Origin of the sequence: Micromonospora cynarisoli (assembly GCF_030518815.1) — a bacterium.
GTDB classification, from domain to species: domain Bacteria; phylum Actinomycetota; class Actinomycetes; order Mycobacteriales; family Micromonosporaceae; genus Micromonospora; species Micromonospora wenchangensis.
In genome coordinates this window covers 1,520,239-1,545,806 of sequence record NZ_CP130426.1, presented here as the reverse complement: position 1 = coordinate 1,545,806, position 25,568 = coordinate 1,520,239, and the positions used below count along the sequence as shown (strand labels likewise).

Genomic DNA, 25,568 nt, shown 5'->3' with positions numbered 1-25,568 from the left:
GGGGGACGGACGGGCCGTTCGGGGGTGAATGTGTCCGCTGTCCGCAGTAGTCACAGGAGAGGAAGCGACCACGATGTCCACTGGTACCCAGGTGGCTCCGGCCATTGACGGAGAAAAGGCGCTCGACGCGTATTACGGGTCGTTCACCAGCGCTCAGGAAAAGGAGGTCCTCACCGTTCCGTTGCGGCTGGTGGAGGCCTGGTCCCGCAACGACGCCGCCGGGGTGGCGAATTCGTTCACCGAGGACGGCGTGATGATCCTGCCCGGTGACGTGTTCAAGAAGGGCCGCGACGAGATCCGCGCGTTCATGGCCGCCGCGTACGCCGGGCCGTTCAAGGGCACCGGGGTCACCGGCCGCCCGGTCGACGTGCGGATCATCGCCGACGACGCGGCCCTGATCCGTACCCACGGTGGCATCCTCGCCGCCGGCCAGACGGAGATCGCGGAGGAGCTGGCCGTGCGCTCCACCTGGGTCGTCGTCAAGCGGGACGGCCAGTGGCAGCTCGCCGGCTACCAGAACAGCCCGCGCGGCGCCGGCGCGACGCTGCGCTGGTGACCGCGCGACCACTCGGACAGGAGGAGACAGCATGAGCACCGAGGGCGCGTCGCTCGTGGCCGGCGCCAAGCAGTGGGCCTCGTACTACGGCGACTTCCCCAACGGGGTGGAAGGGGCGGTGCTGACCGCGCCGCTGCGCTGCCGGGCGGCGTGGGACGCCAACGACGCCGAGGGGTTCGCCTCCCTCTTCATCGACAACGGCAGCATGCTCGTCGGCGACAACCAGCTGATGAGCCGCGACGAGATCCGGACGTACCTCGGCGAGTTGTTCGCCGGCCCGTACAAGGGCTCCCGGTTGACCCTGGAGTTCAGCGAGATCCAGGTCGTCTCGGAGTCGATGGCGCTGGCGGTCAGCGTCGGCGGGGTCGTCTACGCCGACGCCGACGGCCTCGCCCCGGCCGACAACCTCCGCATCATGTGGGTCGTCGTCAAGCGGGACGGCGACTGGCGGATCGCCTCCTACCAGAGCAGCCCGATCACCGGCTGAACCCGGCCCCGGCCAGAGCCGGGGCGGGCAGCGGGCCGGCCAGGGCCGGGACGACCAACGGGTCGCCTCGGCCCTGGACGACGAGAGGAGAAGACGGACCGATGACCACGACCATGGCGCCCTGGGGGGACGCCTCCGCGCTGCTGGCCGCCGCCGGTGTCCCCGAGGACCCGTCCTACTACCGGGGGTACACCGACGCCGACGAGCGGGCGGCGCTGACGGTGGCCATGCGCATCCAGGCGGCCTGGGCGGCCAACGACGCCGACATGTTCGCCGACGTGTTCACCGACAACGGCAGCCTGCTGATGCGCGACGAGCAGCTCACCAGCCGGGAGGAGATCCGGGCGTACATGTCCCGGGGCTTCGCCGGGCCGCTGCGGGGCGCCCGGGTGAAGGGTTGGCCGGTCGAGGTCACCTTCCTCACCGACGACGTCGCCCTGGTGGTGACCGAGGGCGGCATCATCATGGCCGGCCAGGACGACATCGCGCCGGAGAACTTCATCCGGGCCACCTGGGTGATGCTGCGTCAACCCGACGGCCAGCTCCGGCTGGTCTCGCACCAGAGCAGCCCGATCAGGGGCTGACACCCGCGCGGTCGACGACGACCGCCCGACTGCCGGGGTCGTGGTGACGACGGGACGCCGATCACGGGTCACCACGGCCTCGGGGCACGCCCGGCGGGGACCACCCGGCCCCCGCCGGTGGCGCGGTGACCCGTGACCGACAACCGGAAACCTGACCTTGGAGGGTGCAGTGGTGTACGACTACGTCATCGTCGGCGCGGGATCAGCGGGGTGTGTCCTGGCCGCCCGGCTCACCGAGGACCCCGACGTCACGGTGTGCCTGATCGAGGCGGGTCCCCGGGACACCGCCGACAACATCCACGTCCCGGTGGCCTTCGGCACCCTGTTCCGCACCCACCTGGACTGGGACTACGACACCCACGAGGAGCCGGCGCTGGGTCGGCGGCGGGTCTACCTGCCCCGGGGTCGGGTGCTGGGCGGCACCAGCTCGATCAACACGATGGTCTACATCCGGGGCGCGCGCGGCGACTTCGACGGCTGGGGGCAGCCCGGCTGGGACTTCGACGACCTGCTGCCGTACTTCAAGCGCTCCGAGGACAACGAGCGCGGCGCGTCGACGTACCACGGGGTCGGCGGGCCGCTGGCGGTCTCCGAGGGGCGGGCCAACAACCCGATGTCGTCGGCGTTCGTCCAGGCGGCTACCGAGGCCGGTTACGGGGTCAACGACGACTTCAACGGCGCCGCCCAGGAGGGCTTCGGCTTCTTCCAGCTCACCCAGCGCGACGGCCGCCGGGAGAGCACCGCGACCGCGTTCCTGCACCCCGCCCTCGACCGGCCCAACCTGACCGTGGAGACCAACGTCCACGTGCACCGGGTGCTGATCGAGAACGGCCGGGCGGTCGGCGTGACGGGCACCCGGCTGGACGACACGCTGACCGTCACCGCGTCCCGGGAGGTCATCCTCGCCGCCGGGGCGTACAACTCGCCGCAGCTGCTGATGCTCTCCGGGGTCGGTCCGGCCCAACTGCTCGGTGCGCTCGGCGTGCCGGTGCTGCTGGACCAGCCGCAGGTGGGGCAGAACCTCCAGGACCACGCGCTGATCCCGCTGGTCTACACCCACTCGCAGCCGATCAGCCTGCTCGCCGCCAACCAGCCCGAGCACCTGGAGCGTTTCCTGACCGAGGGGCGCGGCCCGATGACCGCCAACGGGCCGGAGGCCGGCGGCTTCGTGCGGACCCGCGACGACCTGACCGCCCCGGACGCAGAGTTCCTGGCCGCGCCGGTGATGTTCGCCGACAGCGGGCTGGGCACCCCCACCCACCACTCGATCTCGTACGGCCCGTCGATGATCGCCCCGCGCAGCCGGGGGTACGTGCTGCTCGCCTCCGCCGACCCGACGGCCAAGCCGAAGATCGTGCACAACTACTTCCAGGACGAGCGCGACCTCGACGACGCGGTCGAGGCCACCCGGATCGGCATCCGCATCGCCCGGCAGAAGGCGCTCGCCCCGTACACCGAGGGCCAGTTCGCCCCGCCGGCCTCGGAGTCCGACGAGGACCTGCGGCACTACGTCCGGCAGTACGCGCACTCGATCTTCCACCCGGCGGGCACCTGCGCGATGGGCGCCGTGGTCGACGAGGAACTGCGGGTCAACGGGCTGGAGGGGCTGCGGGTGGTCGACGCCAGCGTCATGCCCACCCTGGTCCGGGGCAACCCGAACGCCGCCGTCATCGCCATCGCGGAGAAGGCGGCGGACCTGATCGCCGGGGTCGCGCCGCTGCCCCGGCAGGCCGAGGCGGTCGCCCGGTGACCCGCCGGTCGCCCGCCACCCGATCGTCGCGGTGGACGGCGTCCCGTCCGTCGACCGCACCCGTGACCCGCCCAGGAGGAGTGAGATGACCAGCGCGACCGAGGCCCCCCCGAGGGACGAACTGGTACGCCGCGCCAGTGAGCTGGTGCCGCTGCTGCGCAAGCACGCGGGCTGGCAGGAGGAGAACCGGCGGCTGCACGACGAGACGGTCGAGGCGCTGGCCGACGCCGGCCTGTTCCGGATGCGGGTGCCGCGCCGCTACGGCGGGTACGAGTCGGACACCCGTACCCTGCACGAGGTGATGGTGGAGCTGGGCCGGGGCGACGGCTCGGTGGCCTGGACGGCGTCGGTGTGGGCGATCCCCGGCTGGATGGTCGGGATGTTCCCCGACGAGGTGCAGGACGAGGTCTACTCCACCCCCGACGTGCGGGTCTGCGGGACGTTGAGCCCGTCGGCCAGCGGCACCCCGAAGCCCGGCGGCGGCATGGTGCTCAACGGCAGCTGGAGTTTCATCAGCGGCGCCCTGCACAGCCACTGGCAGGAGGTCATCGCGATGGCCCCGGCCCCGGACGGGGTGAACCAGTGGCCGGTGATGGCCCTGGTGCCGCTGTCCGACCTGGAGATCGTCGACGACTGGTACACCGCCGGCCTGCAGGGGTCGGGCAGCATCACCACGGTGGCCCGGGACCTCTTCGTGCCGCAGGAGCGGATCGTGCCGATGCCCGCCGTGCTCCAGGGGCAGAGCGCCTCGGCGCTCAACCGGGATCTGCCGATGTACCGCAACCCGCTGCTCGGGGTGGCGAACGCCTCCTCGGCGGGCACGGTGATCGGGCTGGCCCGGGCGGCGCGGGAGTTCTTCCTGGAACGGCTCGACCGGAAGATCACCTACACCGACTACGCGACGCAGCGGGAGGCCCCCGTCACCCACCTCCAGCTCGCCGAGGCGACCATGAAGATCGACGAGGCCGAGTTCCACGCCGAGCGGATCACCGGTCTGGTCGACGCCAAGGGCGTCAGCGGTGAGCCGTGGACGCTCGAGGAACGGGCCCGGACCCGGGCCGACATCGGGGCGATCTGCCAGCTCGGCCGGGCCGCGGTGGATCTGCTCGGGATGGCCAGCGGTGGCTCGTCGATCCTGCGTCAGGCCCCGATGCAGCGGGTCGTCCGGGACATGTACGCGGTCAACCTGCACGCGCTGATGGTCCCGTCGACGAACCTCGAACTCTACGGCCGGGTGCTGTGCGGGCTGGAGCCCAACTCGCCGTACATCTGAGCGCCGCCCGCCGGGCGCGGCGGACGGTGGGACGAAGAAACGGACCCGCGGCACCGACAGGTGCCGCGGGTCCGCCCGCCTGTGCAGGTCGTCACATGTCGGGGCCACCGGCGCCGAGCACCGGACGGACCTCGACCAGGCCGAAGTTGGCCTCGGGGATCCGGGCGGCGTGCCCGACCGCCTGCTCGATGGTGTCGCACTCGATCAGGTAGATCCCGGCGACGTACTCCTTGACCTCGGGGAACGGGCCGTCGGTGGTGGTGACCTTGCCGTCGCTGACCAGGACCTTCTTGGCCTGCCCCTGGTCGGCGAGCGCCTCGGAGACGATCAGCTCGCCCGACTCGGCCAGATCCTCCACCAGCGACATGTGCGCCTTGAAGCCCGTCTCCCGCTCGCTGTCGGACATGTTCTGCCAGGCGTCCCGGGTCTGCTGGTTGTGGCTGATCATGATCAGGTACTTCATGGGTGCCTCCTGAAGGCTCGAACTATTTGCTTACCCGTATGTCGAAACCAACGAGCCAGCTTCGACATCCAGGCAGAAGCACATGCGACGTGCGTCGATGTCGAGGAGGGCACCATGAGCACCGGTACCACACCGAGTTCGGACGAGGCGCTGGACGCGTCCGCGGACCGGCCGGATCCCCGTCGGTGGAAGGCGCTGGCGCTGCTCGGCTTCGTCCAGTTCATGTTCGTCATCGACATGACCGTGGTCAGCGTCGCGCTGCCCCGCATCCAGGGTGAGCTCGACATGTCCCGCACGGGGCTGGCCTGGGTCGTCAACGGCTACGTCCTGATGGCCGGCGGTCTGCTGCTGTTCGGTGGCCGGCTCGCCGACCTGTTCGGCCGGCGGCGGATCTTCGTCACCGGCGTGGTCATCTTCGCCATCGCCTCGGTCATCTCCGGGGCCGCGATGAACCCCGAGATGCTCATCTACAGCCGCTTCCTCCAGGGCGTCGGCGAGGCGCTGGCCGCCCCGGCCGCGCTGGGCATCGTCTTCCTGCTCTTCTCGGCCCCGGCCGACCGGGTCAAGGCGGTCGGCATCTGGGGTGGCCTGTCCGGCCTGGCCGGCACCCTCGGCCCGGTCGTCGGCGGGCTCATCGTCGCCGACGCGAGCTGGCGCTGGATCTTCTACGTCAACGTCCCGGTCGCGGTGATCGCGCTGGCCCTGGTGGGCCGGCTGGTCGGCGAGACCCGGATGGAGCGCACCGGGCAGAAGTTCAACTTCGCCGGCGTGCTGACCGCCACCGCGGGTCTGGTGGCCATCGTCTACGGCCTGCTCCAGGCCGCCGAGCGGTCCTGGCTGTCGCCGCAGGTGCTGCTGCCGCTCCTCGGCGGGCTGGTGCTGATCGGGCTGATGCTGCTGATCGAGTCGCGGGCCGCCGCGCCGCTGATCCCGCTGCGCTTCTTCACCAACCGCACCCGCGCCGTGGGTTACCTGGTGGGCCTGACCCTCTCCTGCGCCTTCTTCGGCTTCACCTTCCTGACCACCCTCTTCGAGCAGCAGGTGCTCGGCTACTCGCCGCTCAAGGGTGGCCTCTCCTTCATCCCGGTGGGCCTGGGCATCGCCTTCGGCGTCGGCCTGTCCACCGGCATGATCCCGAAGTTCGGCGTCAAGCCGGTGATCATCGTGGGTCTGCTCGGCGTGACCGCCGGTCTGCTGCTGCTGAGCGGGATCTCCGTGGACACCCACTACGCCAGCGGCATCCTGCCCGGCATGCTGGTGCTGGGCCTGTTCTTCGGCCTGGCGATGCCCGGCACCGCCAACACCGCGCTCTACAAGGTGGGCACCCAGGACACCGGGCTCGCCTCCGCCATGCAGAACGTGATGCAGCAGGTCGGTGGTGCGCTCGGCCTGTCGGTGCTGGTGGCGCTGGCCCTGCGGCTCGGCGGGGACCGGCTCGCCGAGGGGGTGAACGCGAGGGTCGCGGCCACCGAGGGCTACGTGCTGTCGTACCGGGTGTCGGCGGTGCTGCTCGTGGTCGTCGCCGTCATCGTGCTCCTGCTGCTGGACAAGATCGGTCTCCAGGGCGACTGGGCGGAGCCGGCTGCCCAGGCACCTGCCGACGCCCCGTCGGCCGGTGCGGACACCCCGTCGGGTGACCCGAGCACCACCGACGACCGGTCCAGCGCTCCGCCCGGACGCTGACCGGTCGGCGTCCGGGCCGTTGCCGCAGCCCGGACGTCGTTCCCGTCCCGACCTGACCCACCCCCCCCGGGTCCGTGCGGGACGTGCCGGCCGGCCCTCCCACCGGGCCGGCCGGCACCCCGGGGCCGGCCGCACCCGGCCCCGCCGCGCCACCCGGACCGTCCCCCCGGTCCGGGCCGGAGAAGCCTGCCGTCCCCCCGGCAGGCGTCAGCCCCGCCGGATCCCCCTTCCGGCGGGGCTGACTCGGCCCGCGCGACCACCACGTCGCGCGGCCCGGCGAGCGGGGGCGCAGGTCAGCGGGCGGCGGCCTGCGGCACGGCCGCCTCGGTGGCCGGCTCCTCGTCCCGGCGGCGTCGCCGGCCGTTGAGCAGGGCGCCGATGAACGTGTACCGGACCAGGTAGCGGTAGCTGAGCAGGGTGGCCGGGTAGGTGACCAACAGGATGGCCGGGAACTTGACGAACCACGGCAGCGCCACCTGCGACACCGCCGCCTGCAACGCCATCACCAGCGGGAGGTGGACGACATAGACCCAGTACGACGCGTCGGCCACGTACCGGATCGACGGGTTCGGCCGGGACAGGTAGCGCATCGCCGCGCCGATCAGGCCCATCGTCCAGGCCCAGACGGCGAGCGTGTAGACCACCGCGTAGACGACCTTGTGCCAGCCCAGCGCCTCGGGCTCGGTGTTCGGGGTGAGCCCGACCATCGCCAGCGCGATCCCGGTCAGCACGACCGCCGCCACCAGGTTGCGCGGGTAGCGCCGTTCCCACACCCGGATCACGTCCACCTGGCGCTGGAGCAGCCAACCGAAACCGAACGCGCACCCGTAGGCGACCAGCGCCACCGGGTTGGGGATCAGCCCGTTCTCGGCCGGCGGCACGCCGTACCAGAGCAGCCAGTCCTGCTTGAGCAGGAAGGCGACGCACAGCGGGGCGCCGACGACCAGCGGGGTGAGGTCCCGGGCGACGACGGTCCGCACGATCGGGTCGACGAGCCGGGCGCGTCGGGTGCCGTCGGCGTCGACCAGGTTGACCACCGCCCGGACGGCCAGCGCCAGCACGTAGAGCACCAGCAGCCAGTAGAGGAACCACAGGTGGGTCAGCGGGAACGTGCTCGGGGTCATCGGGGTGGCCCCCGGGACCTCCTCGCCGGCCAGGTTCGCCGCGATGATGATCGCCACCACCGTGGAGGCCATCACCAGCGGCCAGAAGATCAGCAGTGGCGCGAGGATGCGTACCGCCCGGTTGCGGACGAAGCCGCCGGTGCCGCGCCGGTGCAGCACCAGCCGGGCGAAGAAGCCGGCGATCAGGAAGAACAGCGTCATCCGGAACACGTGGATGACGAAGTAGGTGCCGTTCATCACCGGGCTCGTCGACACGTCCCCCACGACCCAGGTGCGGGGCTCCAGGAAGGACAGCGTCGTGTGCAGCACGACGCCGAGGAGCAGGGCTCCGGCGCGTACCGCGTCGAGGGCGTGCAGTCGTTCGGTGGCGCTCGTGGCGGCGCCGGGGACAGGGGTCGAGGGGATGGCCATGCTCTGCTCTCCACTACCCGCGGTCTCGGGTCCGTCCCGATTCCGCGCGTTCGTCGGGCGTCGGGAATGGGCGGCGCCGGCCGTTCCGGACATCGTGGTGCGCGTTCCGGCCCGACCGGCCGAACGGCACCGAGGGAGTTGCCGTCGACCGCTACCTGGAGGCTATAAAGCATAGACAATCATGGTCATCCGCACTTGCGGCAAAATTGTTTCATCTTTCGGTTGCCGGCATCGGCCTTTCGGCCTTTCCGGCTGATTCGTCGTTGTCCCACGTCGATTTCGGCGCGCCGTGACGCGGTGCCCCCCGCTGTTTGTCGACCGATCAGGGCCGCTGGGTGGCGCGCAACCGCAGGAAACGTTGCTCCGGAACGCTGAGGGTGGAACGGGCGGCCAGCAGGTAGTAGCGCCGGGCCTCGTCCCGGTCGCCGAGCAGGTCGAGCAGGTGCGCCCGGACCACGTGCACCCGGTGGTTGCCGGCGAGCACCGGGTCGGCCTCGGCGGCGGTCAGCTCGGCGAGCGCGGCCCGCGGGCCGTCCACCATGGCGACCGCCACGATCCGGTTGAGCGCGACCATCGGGCCGGGCGCGATGCGGCGCAGCAGGTTGTAGAGGCCGAGGATCTGCGGCCAGTCGGTGTCCTCGGCCCGGGTCGCCTCGTCGTGCACCGCGGCGATCGCCGCCTGCACCTGGTACGGGCCGACAGGCGCGCTGGCCAGGGTCCGGGTGATCAGGGCGACCCCCTCGGCGATCGCCCGCCCGTCCCACCGGGACCGGTCCTGCTCGGCCAGCGGGATCAGCGCCCCGTCGGGCGCCGTGCGGGCCGGCCGGCGGGCGTCGGTGAGCAGCATCAGCGCCAGCAGCCCGGTGACCTCCGGGTCGTCGGGCAGGTGCTCGTGCAGCTGCCGGGTCAGCCGGATCGCCTCGGCGGTCAGCTCGATCCGGTTGAGCGCCGGCCCCGAGCTGGCCGTGTAGCCCTCGTTGAAGATCAGGTAGAGGACCTCCATCACGGCGGCCACCCGCGCCGGGCGTTCCTCGGGGGCGGGCATCCGGAACTCGATGCCACTGGCTCGGATGCGCTGCTTGGCCCGGCTGATCCGCTGCGCGACTGTGGACTCCGGCACCAGGAAGGCCCGGGCGATCTCGGCGGTGCTCAGCCCACCGACCGCCCGCAGGGTGAGCGCCACCTGGGAGGCCCGGGTCAGTGCCGGGTGGCAGCAGAGCATCAGCAGGGTCAGCGTGTCGTCGACCGCGGAGACCGGGCCGGGCTCCGGGCCGGTCAGGGCCGCCACCGCCCGTTCCCGGCGACGGCGGGCGGCGTCGTTGCGCCACAGTTCCGTCCACCGGCGGGACGCCACCGTGGTCAGCCAGCCCCGGGGGTTGGCCGGCAGCCCCTCCTCGGGCCACTGCACCGCCGCCGCGAGCAGCGCCTCCTGGACGGCGTCCTCGCAGGTGTCGAAGCCGCCGTGCAGGCGTACCAGGGTGGAGAGCACCTGCGGCGCGTGTTCGCGCAGCAGGTCCTCGACCTCCGTGGTAACGGTCACGCGCCCGCCCGGGCGGCGTCGAGGACCGGGCGCACCTCGACCAGGCCGAGCTGCGCCTCGGGAACCCGGGCCGCGTGCGCCACCGCCTGCTCGATGCTGTCGCACTCCACCAGGTAGAAGCCCGCGAGGTACTCCTTCACCTCGGGGAAGGGGCCGTCGGTGGCGGTCGTACGGCCGCGCTCGACCCGGACCCGTCGGGCGGTGGACGGGTCGGCCAACGCCTCGGAGACGATGAGTTCACCGGTCGCGGTCAACTCGTCGACGAGGGCGGCGTGCGCCTTGACGCCCAACTGCCGTTCGGCGTCGGACATGCCCTGCCACGCGTCACGAGCCTGTTCGTTGTGGCTGATCAGGATCAGATACTTCACCGCACCTCCAAGGTCGGAGATGATTGTCCCACCAGTAGGTCGAAACCGGCATCGCCGCTTCGACACAATACAGAACCGCAGCTCAGTGCGGGTAGGGCGGCGCGGCGGCCGGGTGTCGCGTCGTTTTCTCCGGTGGGTGTGGTGGCATCGGGTCGGACGGCCGGAGGGGCCGACGAAAGGGAATTCGCCTTCTCGTCGTCGGGTGTTTTCTCCGCCTCTCACCCCCGCTCGGCGACGAACTCCAAGATCGACGTTCCGACATAGTCGATCATCTCATCGGTGAGCGCCGGATAGACGCCGACCCAGAGCGTCTGCTCGGTGACGACGTCGCTGTTGGTGAGATCGCCGACCACCCGGTAGCGCTGGTTCAGGTACGCCGGATGCCGGGTCAGGTTGCCGGCGAACAGCTGCCGGGTGCCGATCCGTCGGTCCTCCAGGAACGCCACCAGCTCCGAACGGCTGAACGGCGCGTCCGGGTCGACGGTGACGACGAATCCGAACCAGCTCGGCTCGCTGTTCGGGGTGGCCTCGGGCAGCAGCAGGTGCGGCACCCCGTCGAGCCGTTCGCGCAACCGACGCCAGTTGCGCCGACGCAGCGCGGTGAACTCGTCCAGCTTGGCCAGCTGGGTCAGCCCCAGCGCGGCCTGCAGGTCGGTGGCCTTCAGGTTGTAGCCGACGTGCGAGTAGATGTACTTGTGGTCGTAGCCTTGGGGGAGCGTGCCGAGCTGGTACTTGAACCGCTTCAGGCAGGTGTTCGACTCACCCGGCGGGCACCAGCAGTCCCGACCCCAGTCGCGCAGCGACTCCACGATCCGGGCCAGCGCCAGGTTCGAGGTGAGCACACAGCCCCCCTCACCCATGGTCAGGTGGTGGGCGGGATAGAAGCTGACCGTGGACAGGTCGCCGAACGTGCCGGTCAGCTCACCGTCGTACGTGGAGCCCACCGCGTCGCAGTTGTCCTCCACGAAGAACAGGTCGTGCGCGTCGGCCAGCTCGGCCATCTCCCGCGCCGGGTACGGGTTGCCCAGCGTGTGGGCCAGGATGATGGCCCGGGTCTTCGGGCCGATCGCCGCGGCGACCCGATCCACCGAGGTGTTGTAGGTGCCCAGGTCGATGTCGACGAAGACCGGCACCAGCCCGTTCTGCAGGATCGGGTTGACCGTGGTGGGGAACCCGGCCGCCACCGTGACCACCTCGTCGCCGGGGCGCAACTGCCGGTCCTCCAGCAGGTCCGAGGTGAGCGCGCTGACCGCCAGCAGGTTCGCCGACGAGCCGGAGTTGGTCAGGTGGGCCTTGCGGCGGCGCAGCTTGCGGGCGAACTCCGACTCGAACTTGCGGGCCAGCGGGCCGGCCGCGATCCGCATGTCCAGCGCGGCCTCCACCAGCGCCACCCGGTCCTCGGCGTCGAGCAGCGCCCCGGAGGGCCAGATCTCGGTCACCCCCGGGATGAAGGGCTGGTTGGGCTGCACGTCCTGGTGGAACTTGCGGACCTCGTCGAGCAGCAGCGCTCTACGGTCACTCATGCCCCGATTCCTCCTCATGATCGCGACAGGTGTGCGTGCCGGTGGCCGGGCCGGACCGGGTGCGGTCCGGGCCCGCGACCGCCGGGGACCCGTGATGGCGGGGGGTCCTCACCGCCGCCACCGGGCGGCCGACCCGCCGACCGGGGTGGCGTCGGCGGTGTCCCGCCGGACCAGCCGCTCCAACGCCCGAACGGTCTCGGCGGGAGACGGCTGCGCCGCGACCTCCTGCGCCACCGTCCCGGCCGCGACCGCGAACCGGGGCTGGCCCAGGACCAGGCCGGCCGCGTCGGCCACCCCGCGCGGGGTCGCCGCGTCCAGCCGGAGGGCGAGCCCCACGCCGGCGGCGGCGATCGCCTCCGCGTTCTCCAACGCGTCGTCGAACTTGGGCAGCACGATCTGCGGGCAGCCCGCGGCCAGCGCGGTCAGGGCGGAACCCTGCCCGCCGTGGTGGATCAGCAACCGGCAGGTCGCCACCAGCTCCGACAGCGGAATCCGGCCGGCGTGGCGGACCGCCGACGGCAGCGGCGGCAACTCCCGGGCGGCCTCGTCGTCGATCGCGAGGACCAACTCGGCGTCGAGGGTGGCCAGCTCCTCGACCAGCCCGGTGAGCAGGCCACCCATCCCACCGCCGGTCAGGTGCGGCAGGACGGTCCCCATCGTGAGCCCGATCCGGGGCCGCGACGACGGGTCGAGCAGCCACTCCGGCACCCGGGCGGCACCGTTGTACGGCACCGGCCGCAGCCCGAGGTGCGCCCGCGCGTGCGGCAGCCGCAGGCTCGGCGGCCACGGATCGAGCACCAGGTCGGCCCGGGGCAGCCGGGTCAACCCGAGCCGGTGCAGGTCGCCCCGGAGCACCGTCTCGGCGGCGGCCCGGTACTCGACCAGCTCCGCGACCCCCCAGTGCAGTTCGACGTACGGGACGCCCTCGGCGCGGGCGGCCACCGGGCCGGCGTACTCGGAGCGCTCGGCGAGCACCAGGTCCGGTCGCCAGGAGCGGACGGTGGCCAGGGTGCCGGCGAGGTTCCGCGACGCCATTGTCGCGAAGACCTCGCCGTGTCCGTAGGGGTCGTCCTCGATGCCGTGCGGCGCGTCGGGCCGCATCAGGTCACGGATGTCCATCCCCGGCCCGCTGGAGACCGCCGGCAGACCCGCCTGGGTCACGGTCGGCACGAAATGCTCGGTGCACGCGACCAGCACCTCGTGCCCCGCCGCCCGCAACGCCCAGGCGAGCGGCACGAGCGGGAAGAGATGACCGTGCATCGGTGCGCTGGTGATCAGCACGCGCATCTGCGGCTCCGACGGCTATGGGCGCCGCCGGACTGCGCGGCGACGGATACCGGCACTGACTGTTACCAATAGCGGTACTGCCTATTACCAATAGATCGTGGCAGAGGCGAGGGAGGCAGACACCTCCGTGCGTGCCGTCTGGCCGTCCCGCCCGTCAGGTGGCGGGGCGGACCGTCACCACGCTCGGCAGGCCGTTGTCCGCCGCCGCCTCGAGCGGGGCGACCCGGGAGCCGGTCACGGCGATGCCGTCCATCCGGACCACGGGCGCGAACCAGGCCAGGTCGGTCAGCCGGGCCACCGCCTGCTGGAACAGCCCCGCCTGGGTGGCCGGGTCCGGCTCGGCGATCGCCCGGTCCAGCGCCTGGCGCAGTTGCGTGTCGTCCGTGGCGTACGGGTTGAACGGGTTGGCCACCGGCCGCATGAAGTCCAGCGAGGACAGGTACGTCGGCAGGTTGCCGTAGCCGAACGCGGTGACCGGGAACTTGCGGGACATCACGTGCTCCAGCCACTGCGGCACCTGGGTGTCGGTGGTCAGCTCCACGGTCACCCCGATCTTCTTCCACTGCCCGGCCACCACCTGCGCCACGGCGGCGATGCCGGGGGTGTGCGCCTCGGCCTTGACGGTGAAGCCGTTCGGGTAACCGGCCTCGGTGAGCAGCGCCTTCGCCCGGTCCGGGTCGTACGGGTAGCGGTCGTCCAGGGCCGCCTGGTAGCCGTCGAAGCCGGGGGCGGCGATCTGGCTGGTCGGGTGGGCGAACTCGCCGAAGATCGTCTTGGCGATCGTGGCCCGGTCGATGGCGTGGTTCAACGCCTGGCGGACCCGCACGTCGCGCAGTGGCGCGGCGACCGTGCCGTCGCGGTCGGCGAGCACCATGCCGAGCACCGCCACGCTGGCCGTGATGTGCTTGAGCCCGGCCGCGGCGACCGCCGGCCCGGCGTCGGCGTTGAGCGCGGCGTAGTCGATCTGGCCCGCCTGGATGGCCTGCACGGTGGCGTTCGCGTCCGGCAGTACCCGCACCACGACCTTCTTCCAGTGCTGCCCCTCCCTGTTCCAGTATCGGGGGTTGGGCAGGTAGGTGTAGTGGTCACCGGCCACGGTGCCGGCCGGGTCGAGCTGGTAGGGGCCGGCCCCGAAGGTGCGCTGGGCGAGCTGGCCCGGCTCGGTCAGCCCGGCGGGGGAGACCACCGAGCCGGACAGGATCGCCTGGCTGAACAGCTGCCGCATCACCGGGTTCGGGCTGCTGTTGGTGACCACCACCGTGGCCGCGTCGGGCGCGGTGATGCTGGCGATGGTGGCCGCCCAGGTCTTCGCCTTCGGGCTGACCGTCCGCATGTACTCCAGCGACTTGACGACCGCCGGGGCGTCCAGCGGGGTGCCGTCGGCGAAGGTCAGCCCCGGCCGCAGCTTGAGCTGGAAGACCTTGTTCTGCCGGTCGACGTAGCCGAACGACTCGGCCAGCTCGCCGGTGAACGTCCGGTCGGCGTTCATCCGGATCAACGGGGCGTACGCCAGCGCCACCGTCGGAATGTTGTTCAGGTCGATGTTGGCCTTGTACGGGTCGAGCGTCGGCGGGGCCGCCACCGCCATGGTCAGGACGGCGTCGTCGCCGCCGCCCCCCTCCTCGGCGGTGCCGGAACAGGCGGTCAGCGAGCCGACCGTGAGCAGCGCGGCGGCGACCAGGAGCCGTACCTGGTGGACGCTCCGGCGCGGACGATGCGCGAACATGGCCATCCTTTCCCGGCGATGCCGGTGTCGAGGGGTTGCAGGTGCGGACGGTGCGGGTGAGGTCAGGGCGGCGGCGAGGCGCCCGCCGGGGTCGCCGGTGCGGCGCGGGCCGCCGACCCCAGGTCGGCGTGCCGCAGGCAGGTGCTCAGCGCGCCGGTGGCCGTCGGCACCAGCGGCGGGCGCTGCCGGGTGCAGGCGTCGATCCGGTACGGGCAGCGGGCCGCGAACCGGCAGCCGCCGTCCCCGCCCGCCCCGGAGCCGGGCGTCGGGCCGTCCGGCTGCTGCCGGCCGACGGCGGCGAGCGCGGCGCGGGCCGGGCCGGGGTCCGGCACCGGCGCGGCGGCCAGCAGGGCCCGGGTGTACGGGTGCACGGGCCGCCGGTACACCGCCTCGGCGGGACCGGACTCGACCACCTGCCCCCGGTAGAGCACCACGATCCGGTGCGACAGGTGCCGCACCACCGCCAGGTCGTGGGCGATGAACAGGTGCCCGAACCCGAGGTCGGCCTGGAGGTCGGCGAGCAGGTTGATGATCTGCGCCCGGACGGACAGGTCCAACGCGGACACCGGCTCGTCGGTGACCAGCAGGCGGGGGGTGCCGACCAGCGCCCGCGCCAGGGCGATGCGCTGCCGCTGCCCGCCGGAGAACTGGCCGGGGTAGCGGTGCGCCGCCTCCGCCGGCAGGCCCACCCGGCGCAGCGCCTCGACGACCAGCGCCCGCCGCCGGGCCGCGTCCAGACCCCGCCGGTTGAGCAGCGGCTCGACCAGGCAGTCGCCGATCCGGCGGGCCGGGTTCAGCGAGCTGTACGGATCCTGGAACACCAGTTGCACGTCGCCGCTGAGTGCCCGCCGCTGCCGCCGGCCGGCGTGCGTGACGTCCACCCCGTCGAGGCCGATCCGGCCGTCGGTCACCGGGGTCAGGCCCAGGATCGCGCGGGCGATCGTCGACTTGCCCGAGCCGGACTCGCCGACTAGGCCGACCGTCTCACCGGCGGCCACGGTCAGGCTCACCCCGTCCACCACCCGGGTCGCCGACCGTCGGCGTCCGAGGTCGACCACCAGGTCGTCCACCGCCAGCAACAGCCGCCCGGTCATGCCGCCACCCGGCTCTCGTTCGGCCGTACGCAGCGCACGGCGTGTGCCGGGCCGGTCCGGTCCAGCGGCACCGGGGCCCGCCGGCAGGGCTCGACGGCCAGCGGGCAGCGCGGCGCGAACCGGCACCCCGTCGGCCAGTCCCCGGGTGCCGGCACCGTGCCGGCGATGGTGGGCAGCCGGCCCGCCCCGGACACCCGGTGCGGATCGGCTGCCAGCAGCCCCCGGGTGTACGGGTGCCGGGGGCGGTCGAACAGCTCGGTCACCGGGCAGGACTCGACGACCTGACCGGCGTACATCACCACCGCCCGGTCGCAGAGCGCCGCCACCACCCCCAGGTCGTGGGTCACCAGCAGCACGGCGAGCCGACGTTCCCGGCTGGTCCGAGCCAGCAGGGCCAGGATCTCGGCCTGCCGGGTGACGTCCAGCGCGGTGGTCGGCTCGTCGGCGATCAGCAGGTCCGGGTCGCCGGCCAGGGCGAAGGCGATCGCCACCCGCTGGGCCATTCCCCCTGACAACTGGTGCGGATACCGACGCGCGGTGCTATCCGGATCAGGCAGGCCGACGTCGCGCAGCAACGCCACCACCCGGGCGCGGGCCGCCGGTCGGCCCACGCCGGTGTGCCGCCGGACCGCCTCGCCGAGCTGGGTACCGACGCGCAGGGTCGGGTCCAGGCTGACCATCGGGTCCTGGGCGACGTACCCGATCCGTCGGCCCCGGACGGTGCGCCACTGCCGGTCGGTGGCCCGCACCAGGTCGAGGCCGGCGAAGTGGCAGCTGCCGGTGACCCTGCCGTCGCCCGGCGGCAGCCCGAGGATGCTCAGCGCGGTGACCGTCTTGCCGCAGCCCGACTCGCCGACCAGTCCGACGATCTCCCCGGGGGCGATGTCGAGGTCGACGTCACTGACCACGGTGGTGGCGTCCGGGGTGGCCCCGCCGGGACGGCCCGGGAGCCGGACCGACAACCCGCGCACCGACAGCAGGGCGTCGGGGGCGGGGCGCGCCGGGATGGCCGTGGACGCGGCCGGCGCGGAGGCGGTCCGGTGGCGGCCGGCCCGACCGGAGCGCCGTCGACGGGCCAGTTTCGTCGTCGACCAGGCGGCGGTCGTGCCGTCGCGGGCGGCGTCGCCGAGCAGCACGAGGGAGAGCACGGTCAACGCGACCGCCAACCCCGGCGGGACCAGGGCCCACGGGTGCCGGACGATGACCATCCGCGCCTCGTCGATCATGCCGCCCCAGCTCGGCTCCGGCGGTGGCGGCCCGAACCCGAGGAACGCCAGGCTCGCCTGCATCACCAGGGCGACGGCCGCGACCAGGGACGCCTGCACGATGACCAGTCCGCGTAGCCGGGGCAGCACGTGCCGGCGCAGGATCTGCGGCGTGGAGAGCCCGGCCAGCCGGGCCGCCGCGATGAACAGCTCCTCCCGGGTGGACCGGGTGGCGGCGCGGACCACCCGGATCAGCCCGGAGGAGAGCAGCAGCCCGAAGGTCAGCATGGCGATCGTGACGTCGCCCGGGAAGACGGCCACCACCACCAGCAGGATCACGATGGCCGGCAACGAGAACAGCAGGTCGGCCAGCCGGCCGACCAGCGCGTCGACCAGCCCGCCGAGGTAGCCGCCGAGCAGGCCCAGACCCACCCCGACCACGGTGGCCGTCAGCACCGCCACCAGCACCCCCCACAGGGTGCCGGCCGCGCCGTACGCGAGCCGGCTGAGCAGGTCCTGACCGAGCCGGTCGGTGCCCAGCGGGTGCGCGGCCGACGGTCCGGTCAGGGCGGCCGGCAGGTCCTGGTCGACCGGGTCCCGGCCGGTGACCAGCTCGGGGTGCAGGGCGCACGCCAGCACCAGCAGCAGCCACAGCACGGCGAGCAGCACCAGCGGCCGACGCAGCAACCGCGCCGCCGGCCGGCTCACCGGGCCCCCACCCGGGGGTCCAGCCACGCCTGGGCCAGGTCGGCGAGCAGGCCGATCACCACGACGACCAGGGTGTAGCAGACCACCGCCGCCTGGAGCACCGGAATGTCGTGCTGGGCGGCGGCGAGCGCGGCCCCGGAGCCCAGGCCGGGCAGGCCGAAGATGTTCTCGATCAGCACGGTCGCGCCGAGCAGGCTGGCGGAGATCACCCCGAGCAGCGCGACCACCGGCACCGCCGCGGTGCGCAACGCGTGCCGGTAGACGATCGACCGGGTGGACAGCCCGTTGGCCTGCATCACCCGGACGAAGTCGCGGCTCAGCACGTCCAGCATGGAGTCGCGGGTCTGTTTGGCCACGGCGGTGACCGCCGCCAGCGACGTCGCGGCCACCGGCAACGCCAGCGACCGCAGCCACTGCGCCGGGGACTCCCCGAACGGGACGTAGCCGGTGGCCGGGAAGAGCCGCCACCGCACCGCCAACCAGGTGATCAGCACCAGGGCCAGCCAGAATCCGGGTACGGCGAGACCCACCACCGAGGCCACGTCGACCAGCCGCCCGAGCGGTCCACCCCGGACGGCGCTGAGCACGCCGAGGGCGGTGCCGACCACGCCGACGGTCAGCGTGGCCAGCAGGATGAGCGACAGCGTCGGGGCCAACCGGCTGGCGATCAGCGGGCCGACCGCCGTGCCGGTGCTCACCGACCGGCCGAGGTCGCCGTGCACGGCGTCGGCCAGCCAGCTGAGGTACTGCACGGTCAGCGGACGGTCCAGCCCCATCTGCCGGTGCAGGGCCTCGACCTGCTCGGGCGGGGCCAGCGGGCCGAGCACCGTGCGGGCCGGGTCACCGGGCACCAGCGAGATCAGCAGGAAGCACAGGACCGACACGACGAACAGCAGTGGCCCGGTCCAGGCCAGGCGGCGCAGGACTAGCCGGACCATGGCCACCGGTGGCCGTCCGCACCGACGCCGCGACGGACGCCGATCCCCCCTGTGGTCGTACGGCCGGCCGGGTCGCCGGCGTCGTCGAGTCTGATGGCGTCACGCTCCAGCTGTCGGTGGTCAGGGGCGACCCACCGACGTCCGTGATCAGCGGCGCGTCAGGGGCCGTGTCCACGCTGGCAGAGCGGAGGTACCGTTGTCTTCCGCAGACGTGCTCACCCGGTGGGTTTCCCGGCGCCGCCACCGGTGTGCGATAGAACTTCCACCACGAGCATGTCCCACGTGGCGCGGGGCGGCATCTGGTGGCCCACCCCGGGCAGCGGCAACAGCCGGGCGACGGGCAGTTCGGCGGCCAACGCCTCCCCGTGCCCGTACGGGAAGAGCGGGTCCTCGGTGCCGTGCACCACCAAGGCCGGTACGGTGATCCCGGGCAGCGCGTCGCGGTACTCCGCCCCGCCGTCGATCGACCAGTGGTTGGCCAGGCTGGCCCGGATGTCGACGGTGCGCGCCACCGCCCGCGCCACGAGTTCCCGCAGCTCCACCCCGGCCAGCGGGACGCTCCCCGTCAACGGCCGCTGGCCGGCGGCGATGTGCTCCACGATGGAGTCCGGGTCGTCCCAGTCCGGGTCGGGGCGGGACTCCCCGAAGCTCGCCATCAGCTCCCGCGACATCGGCGGCAGGTCGGGATAGGGGCGCTTGCCGATCCGCAGGGCGGGGCTGGTCGAACTCAACGTCAGCGAGGCGACCCGTTCCGGGTGCTCCACGGCGAGCCGCTGGGCGATCGCGCCGCCCATCGAGATGCCCCAGACGTGGGTGGCCCCGAGGCCGAGCCGGTCGATCAGGGCGGCGGCGTCGGCGACCAGGTCGTCGAAGTGGTAGTCGGGGGAGCCCGCGGGCCAGCCGGTGGACCGCCCGGTGTCCCGGTGGTCGTAGCGCACCACGTACCGGCCGCCGTCGGCGAGGCGTCGGCACAGCCCGTCGGCCCACCAGTCCATCGAGTTGGACGCCCCGCTGACCAGCAGCACGGCGGGGTGCTCCGGTGCGCCGAAGGTGTCGACGCAGAGCTGTACGCCGTTGGCGGGGACGTGTCGCTCCGTCCCCGCCATCAGCCCCTCGTCGCCAACGGTCCGATATGTGCTCAAGACGGTCTCCTCATGCCCTCGGACCACGCGCGGGAACTCCGCGACCACCGCCGGCCACCATGCGGGAGATTATCCGCCCCACCGTTCGAGCAAACCGCGTAAAACGCCGGCTATACCCCGAGGTGTTCCAGCGAGCCGAGCAGGCCGTCGAGGTCGTCGGTGACCACCGCGCCGTCCCGCCACCGGGCCAACGGGTCCGTCCGCACCGCCGCCCGCAACCGCTCGACCCGCTGCGCCTGCGGCTGCGGGACCGTACCGTCGGCGGCCCGCCGGGCCAGCGCCGCCTCGATCCGGTCCAGCCGCGCCCCGGCGGTCTCCCACACCGTCTCCGCCGCCGTCACCACCTCGGCGACCCCCCGGAACAGCTCGTCCATCCGGGCCACCGCCGCCGCGACGGTCAACTCCACCCGGCCGTCGTCGGTGATCCGCCGCCGGGACAGCGGCGGCGGCGGGCCGGTGACCACCACGGACGCCTGGTCGAGCAGCGCGCTCACCCGGGCCAGCTCCGCCGCCGACGGCTGCCCGGGACCGGCGAACGGCCGGACCGCCTCGTCGACCACCGCCGAGTAGGCGTGGTAGACCGTCCACAACTGGGCCAGGTCCGTCCGGGCCGCCGCCCACCGGCGGGCCGACTCCCCGGTCAGCTCGGCGGCGGCCAGCAGGTGCCGGTCCAGGTGCCGTTCCAGGTCGACCAGGTTGGCCTGGATGGCGTCCCGGTCGGTGAGCGCCGCCGCCACCGCCGCCCCGGCCTGCGGCGGGGACAACACCTCGACGGTGGCGGTGGCCAGCAGCGGGGCCCGCAGCAGCGCCGGGGGTCGCGGCGTCGGCCGTCGTCGCCGGGCCAGCAGGGCGTCCACCCGGGCGGCGAGCGGCTGCTCCACCAGCCGGTGGCTGAGCGTGGCCAGCACCACCGCGCCGAGCAACGTCACCGTCTCCAGCTCCCAGAACCCGGCGGTGCCGTACAACTCGCGGATCGGGCGGACGGCGCCGCTGAGCACCGCCCCCGGCTGGAGGTAGAAGTGCATCACCGCGAAGTGCCACAGGTAGACGCCGTAGGAGACTCGTCCCAGGTGGACCACCGGGCGGGCGGTCAGCACCGCGTCCACCACCCGGGTCCGGGCCGCACCCGGGGACACCAGCGGCAGCGAGGCGAACAACCCGAACAGGGCCACCATCAGGTACGTCATGAACAGCCCGCTGGTCGAGTAGATCGCGTCCATCCCGATCACGCTGAACGGGCGGGCGCAGTTGACCAGGTAGACCGCGACCGCGGCGATCCAGAACAGCCCCGGGCGCAGCGCGGCGAACCGCAGCAGCCGGGGGGTGTCCCCGGGCGACACCTGCGACAACGCCAGCAGCACGGCCAGCCCCAGACCGATGCCGATGGTCGGCGCGAACCCCTGCGGCCACCAGAACACCATCCGGTTGTCCCAGCCGTTGCCCTTGACGAAGAACAGCCAGCCGACACCGATGGCGATCAGCACCGGCACCGGCAGCAGCAGCCGGCGGGCCCGCGCCACCGGGGTCGCGCCCCGGGCGGCGAAGCGGTGACTCGCCCAGGCGATCAGCGGCAGCGCCAGGTACCACTGGACCATGCTCGGCACCGTCCAGCTGACCTCCATCCCGTTGATGAAGTGCGGCGCGAACGGGCTCGGCGAGTAGATCTGCAACAGCAGCAGCGGACGCAGCACGTACCAGGGGCCGTCGATGGCGTCCCGGTTCAACGCCACCAGCACCACCAGGTACATCAGGTAGTACGCCGGCAGCAGCCGCATCAGCCGACGGACCATGGTCGCGCCCTGCGGTGGGCGCGGCCGGCCGGCGATGATCGCCCGGGCCAGCGGCAGGTAGAGGTAGAGCGCGGGCAGGACGAAGAACACCCCGATGAACGAGGGCAGCCCGCTGACGAAGAACGCGCCGAGGAAGTTGCTCGGCGGTCGGGGCGTACCCAGCGCCTTGGTGCCCAGCAGCCCGGAGAACATCGCCACGTGCACGGTCAGCAGCGCCAACGCCGCCAACCCGCGGATGCCGAAGATCGCCGGGTCCCGGTCACCGCCCGTGCGGCCCGTGGCGGCGGTGGCCCCGCCGCTGTCCCTGGTCGTCACGCTCACGTACTCGTCCTTTCGGTCCGGCCGGCGGTGCGTCGACCGGGAGTCGGCCGGGACCCACGGCACGCGGGATGGTGTCGCCCTGTCCAGCGGGCCGGTGGTCAGCGCAGGACGGACCGCACGAAGCGCAGCGTCGTGCGCACCTCCGGGCTCTCCGCCAGCTCCAGCGCCCGCTTCAACTCGGGCACCCGGTCGACGACCAGGTCCCGCAGCCGGCGCAGCTCGGCGGAGTTGATGCTGTAGGTCGTGGTCCCGTCCTCGTTCTCGGTCACCTGCGGCACGTGTCCGCCTCCTCGTCTCGGCCGTCCGTGCGGCGCCGGGCACCGGCGTCCACACCGTCGGGGCCGCGACCGTGGCGGCACCCGTCGTACCCGGTTCGAGGATGGAACCGGCGAGGTGGGGGGTCATCTCCGAGCGTGCTCAGCGCCCCGGCCGGCCCACGCCGGCCGCCCGGTACGACCGTCCGCATTGGGCACGTTCGAGGACGTGCCGTCCCCGCGGTTCTGCTTCCATGGGCAGCACACCTGGCGAGCCGCACGCCCGGCGGTGTGCGCGGCGGGGCGCTTCCCGTCCCCGCCCCGCGTGGCCGCCGACCGAGTTCAGGGAGGCACCGCAGATGGGCGACCACGTCGCAGCGAGCAGGACCGCGCGAAGCGGTGGGGTGACCGACCGGGTACGCGCCGCCTTCGGCGGCCGGCCGCAGGCCCCGGTCACGCCACGCATCCTGGGCGACCGGGCAGTGGTGGCCGGCGGCAGCATCGCCGGCACGCTGGCCGCCCGGGTGCTGTCCGACTGGTACCGCGAGGTCGTCGTCGTGGACCGCGACGAGGTGCTCGGGGTCACCGGGATGCGCAAGGGCGCGTCGCACGCCGTGCACGCGCACGGGCTGCACGCCCGGGGCTACCTGATCCTGTCCGACCTCTTCCCCGGCCTGCTCGACGACGCCAAGGAACTGGGCCTGCCGGTCCGCGACTTCGGACTGATGCGCTGGTACTTCAACGCCCGCCCGATCGCCCGTACCGAGACCGGGCTGCTCTCCGTCGCCGGCAACCGGCCGGTGCTGGAGAACTACCTGCGGTCCCGGGTGGCCGGGCTGCCCAACGTGACCTACCGCCAGCACACCGACGTGCTGGGGCTGGTGGCCAGCGGGGACCGGGGGCGGGTCACCGGCGTCCGTGTCCAGGAGCGCACGCCGGGCAGCCCCGAGGAACGGCTCGACGCCGACCTGGTGGTCGACGCCACCGGCCGGGGGTCCCGGCTGCCCGTCTGGCTGGCCGAGCTGGGCTACGAACGGCCTGTCGAGGAACGGATGACGATCGGGCTGGCGTACACCACCCGCACCTACCGGCGACGGCCCGGCACCTTCGACGGGCCGGTCGCGATCAACCCGGTGGCCTCGCCCGAGCACCCCCGGGGGGCGTTCTTCGGACAGACCGCCACCGGCGACTTCCGGCTCTCGCTGACAGGCATCCTCGGCGACCACCCGCCGACCGACCCGGAGGGCTTCGAGGACTACGTCCGGACCCTGCCGGTGGCCGACATCCACCAGGCGGTACGCGACGCGGACCCGACCGGCGAGGCGGTGTCGTTCACCTTCCCGGCCAGCGTCTGGCGGCACTACGAGCGGCTGTCCCGGTTCCCGGCCGGGCTGGCCGTGCTCGGCGACGCGGTGTGCAGCTTCAACCCGGTCTACGGGCAGGGGATGACCGCCGCGGCGATGCAGGTGACCGCGCTGCGCCGGTTCCTCGACCGGCAGCCGGCCGCCGACGGCCGTTCCTACCTGCGGGACGTGGCCCGCCTGATGCGCCACCCGTGGCAGCTGTCCACCCGTACCGACCTGGACTTCCCCGGGGTGGGGCCGAAGTCGCTGCCGATCCGGCTGCACAACGCCTACCTGGTCCGCCTCCAGTACGCGATGACCAAGGACCCCGAGGTCACCCGGGCGTACATGCGGGTCGCCGGGCTGGTCGACCCGCCGCGCATGCTGTGGCGGCTGCCGCTGGTGCTCAGGGTGCTCCGGCTGGCCCGGGACATGCCGGCCACCTCGCCGGTCCCCGCGGCGTCGGCGCGTCCGTCGGCCTCCGGGGCGGGAGACGAGCCGGCGGGCCCGGTGGACGCCGGGCAGCGCTCCGGGTCCTGACCCGCCGGGGCGGCCCGGCACGCCGTCGTCACCGTGACCCGCCGGGACACCCACCGCGCCGACCGGCACGAGGTCGCGGCCCGGCCGACTTCCGGCCCGGCCGGACGGGGTCGGAGCCCGGTGGACACGGTCGGGCCCGGAGCCCGGGGACGGCACCGGGCGTCGGCGGTGTCGGGGACGCCCCGGGCGACTGCCGGATCTCGCCGCCGACAGCGGCGTACCGGCCCGGCGAGGTCGGCGTGCCGTTGGCGGGAGCGTCAGCGCGGAGAGTGTCATGCCCAGCAGTCATCAACATGACTGCTGGGCATATGGCTACCGGAGAAACCGTCACCCGGCCGGGGTCAGCCGGTCGACTCCATCGCGTCCGGAACGCCGGCCAGGGCGGGGCCGTACCGGCGGGCCGCCGTCAGGGCCGCCCAGGCGGTGACCGTGACCAGGGCGTCGTCGCCGGGATGGTGGGCCCGGAAGTCCGCCACCACGGCGTCGGTCACCTGGTAGGAGGCGAACGCCGTGAGCAGGGCGAGCCGTCCCGCCGGACGCTCCGCCGGGGGCAGCGCGGTGACCGCGGCGTCCACCCAGGGGCGGGCGCTGACGCCGGTCGGGCCGTCCTGCGGGTCGGCGCAGCGGGCGACGACCAGCTCCCGTACCCCGGCGGGCACCACCTGCCGGCCGGCGTCGCCGATCGCGGCGTAGCTGCGCGCCATCGCCTCGGCGAGCACCGTCGGACCCGCCCAGGCCAGGTCCGCCGGCGGCGTGACCTCGGGCAGCAGCGGCAACGCCGCCCCCGGTGTCCGGTGGCGGCGGGCCAGCGTGCCCATCACCCGGGCCGCCGTGCGCTGCACCATTCCCCGGGCCACCGACGGCGCGGCGGGCAGCGGTGAGTCCTGGAGGAAGACGTTGACCATCCGGTTGAGGTAGTGGAAGACCACCGCCACCCCGACCAGCTCCGGCAGTTGGTCAGGCGGCGCCGGTGGCGGCCCGGCCGGCCCGTGCGGGGAGGGCTGCCGCGCCCACCGCGACAGCGGACCCCACTCGCCGTCGTCGAGCCGGTCCACCGCCGGGCCGGTCCCGTCGAGGGTCGGCAGCAGCCCCACCAGGGCCGCCCCGTGCACGTCGACGCAGTACGGGCAGCGGTTCGCCACGGACACCGCCGCCGCCACCGTCTCCTTCGCCGGTCGCCCCGCCGCGCCGGTGGCCACCAGGGTCTCCCGCAGCATCGCCCAGCTCGCGGCCAGCACCTGCGGGGCGGGGGAGTGCAGCGCCACCGGCGGTGCGAGCATGCCGAAGTCCTGCTCCACCTGGGCGTACACCCGGGCGACGAGGCCGTCCGCGCGGTGCGCGGCGACCGGGCGGACGTGCCGTACGTGGGCGAGGACGGTGCGCCGGGTGGCGCGGGCCAACAGGGTCCCCACGGTCATCCCCTTCCAGGTCGGGGCGGTCCCCCGGCCGGATGCCGGG

Annotated in this window: 21 protein-coding genes; 7 read left to right on the top strand and 14 right to left on the bottom strand. The window is 73.3% G+C overall.

What is annotated here, in order from left to right; translation table 11 throughout:
* Positions 1-73: 73 nt before the first annotated feature.
* The 5 genes from Q2K16_RS06545 to Q2K16_RS06525 all read left to right on the top strand — a co-directional run bounded on the left by Q2K16_RS06545 (position 74) and on the right by Q2K16_RS06525 (position 4,650).
* Entirely contained in the window at positions 74-556 is a 483-nt protein-coding gene (locus Q2K16_RS06545) for an SgcJ/EcaC family oxidoreductase (RefSeq protein ID WP_302744145.1), read from the top strand.
* 31 nt (positions 557-587) lie between these two features.
* On the top strand, positions 588-1,043 hold the full coding sequence (locus Q2K16_RS06540; protein ID WP_302744144.1) for an SgcJ/EcaC family oxidoreductase: 456 nt from the start codon (positions 588-590) through the stop codon (positions 1,041-1,043).
* 101 nt (positions 1,044-1,144) lie between these two features.
* Positions 1,145-1,627 (top strand): SgcJ/EcaC family oxidoreductase, encoded by a 483-nt coding sequence (locus tag Q2K16_RS06535; protein ID WP_145919654.1) that lies wholly within the window; start codon positions 1,145-1,147, stop codon positions 1,625-1,627.
* Positions 1,628-1,799: 172 nt separating this feature from the next.
* Positions 1,800-3,377, top strand: coding sequence for a GMC family oxidoreductase (locus Q2K16_RS06530; RefSeq protein WP_302744143.1), 1,578 nt, complete (start codon positions 1,800-1,802; stop codon positions 3,375-3,377).
* Between the two features lie 85 nt (positions 3,378-3,462).
* Positions 3,463-4,650, top strand: coding sequence for an acyl-CoA dehydrogenase family protein (locus tag Q2K16_RS06525; protein ID WP_302744142.1), 1,188 nt, complete (start codon positions 3,463-3,465; stop codon positions 4,648-4,650).
* A gap of 91 nt (positions 4,651-4,741) precedes the next feature.
* Here the strand turns inward: Q2K16_RS06525 and Q2K16_RS06520 are convergent, their stop codons facing one another.
* Positions 4,742-5,113, bottom strand: coding sequence for a YciI family protein (locus tag Q2K16_RS06520; RefSeq protein WP_302744140.1), 372 nt, complete (start codon positions 5,111-5,113; stop codon positions 4,742-4,744).
* Between the two features lie 114 nt (positions 5,114-5,227).
* On the opposite strand from Q2K16_RS06520, the gene Q2K16_RS06515 reads away from it, so the two are divergent.
* Positions 5,228-6,796 (top strand): DHA2 family efflux MFS transporter permease subunit, encoded by a 1,569-nt coding sequence (locus Q2K16_RS06515; protein WP_302744138.1) that lies wholly within the window; start codon positions 5,228-5,230, stop codon positions 6,794-6,796.
* A 293-nt stretch (positions 6,797-7,089) separates the two neighbouring features.
* On the opposite strand, the gene Q2K16_RS06510 is transcribed toward Q2K16_RS06515, so the two are convergent.
* From Q2K16_RS06510 to Q2K16_RS06455, 12 genes are all read right to left on the bottom strand, one after another.
* Positions 7,090-8,331 carry an acyltransferase family protein gene (locus Q2K16_RS06510; RefSeq protein ID WP_302744137.1) on the bottom strand — a complete coding sequence of 414 codons (1,242 nt, stop codon included), beginning with the start codon at positions 8,329-8,331 and terminating at the stop codon, positions 7,090-7,092.
* A gap of 322 nt (positions 8,332-8,653) precedes the next feature.
* Entirely contained in the window at positions 8,654-9,871 is a 1,218-nt protein-coding gene (locus Q2K16_RS06505) for an RNA polymerase sigma factor (protein WP_302744136.1), read from the bottom strand.
* Complete coding sequence (locus Q2K16_RS06500) at positions 9,868-10,239, bottom strand: YciI family protein (protein WP_302744135.1); 372 nt, start codon at positions 10,237-10,239, stop codon at positions 9,868-9,870. The genes Q2K16_RS06505 and Q2K16_RS06500 overlap by 4 nt, the downstream gene beginning before the upstream one ends.
* 218 nt (positions 10,240-10,457) lie before the next feature.
* Complete coding sequence (gene rfbH / locus Q2K16_RS06495; RefSeq protein WP_302744134.1) at positions 10,458-11,762, bottom strand: lipopolysaccharide biosynthesis protein RfbH; 1,305 nt, start codon at positions 11,760-11,762, stop codon at positions 10,458-10,460.
* Positions 11,763-11,870: 108 nt separating this feature from the next.
* Entirely contained in the window at positions 11,871-13,049 is a 1,179-nt protein-coding gene (locus tag Q2K16_RS06490) for a nucleotide disphospho-sugar-binding domain-containing protein (RefSeq protein WP_302744133.1), read from the bottom strand.
* Between the two features lie 154 nt (positions 13,050-13,203).
* On the bottom strand, positions 13,204-14,775 hold the full coding sequence (locus tag Q2K16_RS06485) for an ABC transporter substrate-binding protein (protein ID WP_302744132.1): 1,572 nt from the start codon (positions 14,773-14,775) through the stop codon (positions 13,204-13,206).
* A 62-nt stretch (positions 14,776-14,837) separates the two neighbouring features.
* Entirely contained in the window at positions 14,838-15,869 is a 1,032-nt protein-coding gene (locus Q2K16_RS06480; protein WP_302744131.1) for an oligopeptide/dipeptide ABC transporter ATP-binding protein, read from the bottom strand.
* Positions 15,866-17,782 (bottom strand): dipeptide/oligopeptide/nickel ABC transporter permease/ATP-binding protein, encoded by a 1,917-nt coding sequence (locus tag Q2K16_RS06475; RefSeq protein ID WP_302744130.1) that lies wholly within the window; start codon positions 17,780-17,782, stop codon positions 15,866-15,868. The genes Q2K16_RS06480 and Q2K16_RS06475 overlap by 4 nt, the downstream gene beginning before the upstream one ends.
* Positions 17,779-18,720 carry an ABC transporter permease gene (locus Q2K16_RS06470; RefSeq protein ID WP_302744129.1) on the bottom strand — a complete coding sequence of 314 codons (942 nt, stop codon included), beginning with the start codon at positions 18,718-18,720 and terminating at the stop codon, positions 17,779-17,781. The genes Q2K16_RS06475 and Q2K16_RS06470 overlap by 4 nt, the downstream gene beginning before the upstream one ends.
* 215 nt (positions 18,721-18,935) lie before the next feature.
* On the bottom strand, positions 18,936-19,862 hold the full coding sequence (locus Q2K16_RS06465; protein WP_302744128.1) for an alpha/beta fold hydrolase: 927 nt from the start codon (positions 19,860-19,862) through the stop codon (positions 18,936-18,938).
* A 110-nt stretch (positions 19,863-19,972) separates the two neighbouring features.
* Positions 19,973-21,973: an acyltransferase family protein gene (locus Q2K16_RS06460; protein ID WP_302744127.1), complete on the bottom strand. Its 2,001-nt coding sequence runs from the start codon at positions 21,971-21,973 to the stop codon at positions 19,973-19,975.
* A 98-nt stretch (positions 21,974-22,071) separates the two neighbouring features.
* Positions 22,072-22,251, bottom strand: a complete 180-nt coding sequence (locus Q2K16_RS06455) for a hypothetical protein (RefSeq protein WP_302744126.1) — start codon at positions 22,249-22,251, stop codon at positions 22,072-22,074.
* Positions 22,252-22,586: 335 nt separating this feature from the next.
* On the opposite strand from Q2K16_RS06455, the gene Q2K16_RS06450 reads away from it, so the two are divergent.
* Positions 22,587-24,110: an FAD-dependent oxidoreductase gene (locus Q2K16_RS06450; protein ID WP_302744125.1), complete on the top strand. Its 1,524-nt coding sequence runs from the start codon at positions 22,587-22,589 to the stop codon at positions 24,108-24,110.
* A gap of 341 nt (positions 24,111-24,451) precedes the next feature.
* On the opposite strand, the gene Q2K16_RS06445 is transcribed toward Q2K16_RS06450, so the two are convergent.
* Positions 24,452-25,522 (bottom strand): carboxymuconolactone decarboxylase family protein, encoded by a 1,071-nt coding sequence (locus Q2K16_RS06445; protein ID WP_302744124.1) that lies wholly within the window; start codon positions 25,520-25,522, stop codon positions 24,452-24,454.
* Between the last annotated feature and the right edge of the window lie 46 nt (positions 25,523-25,568).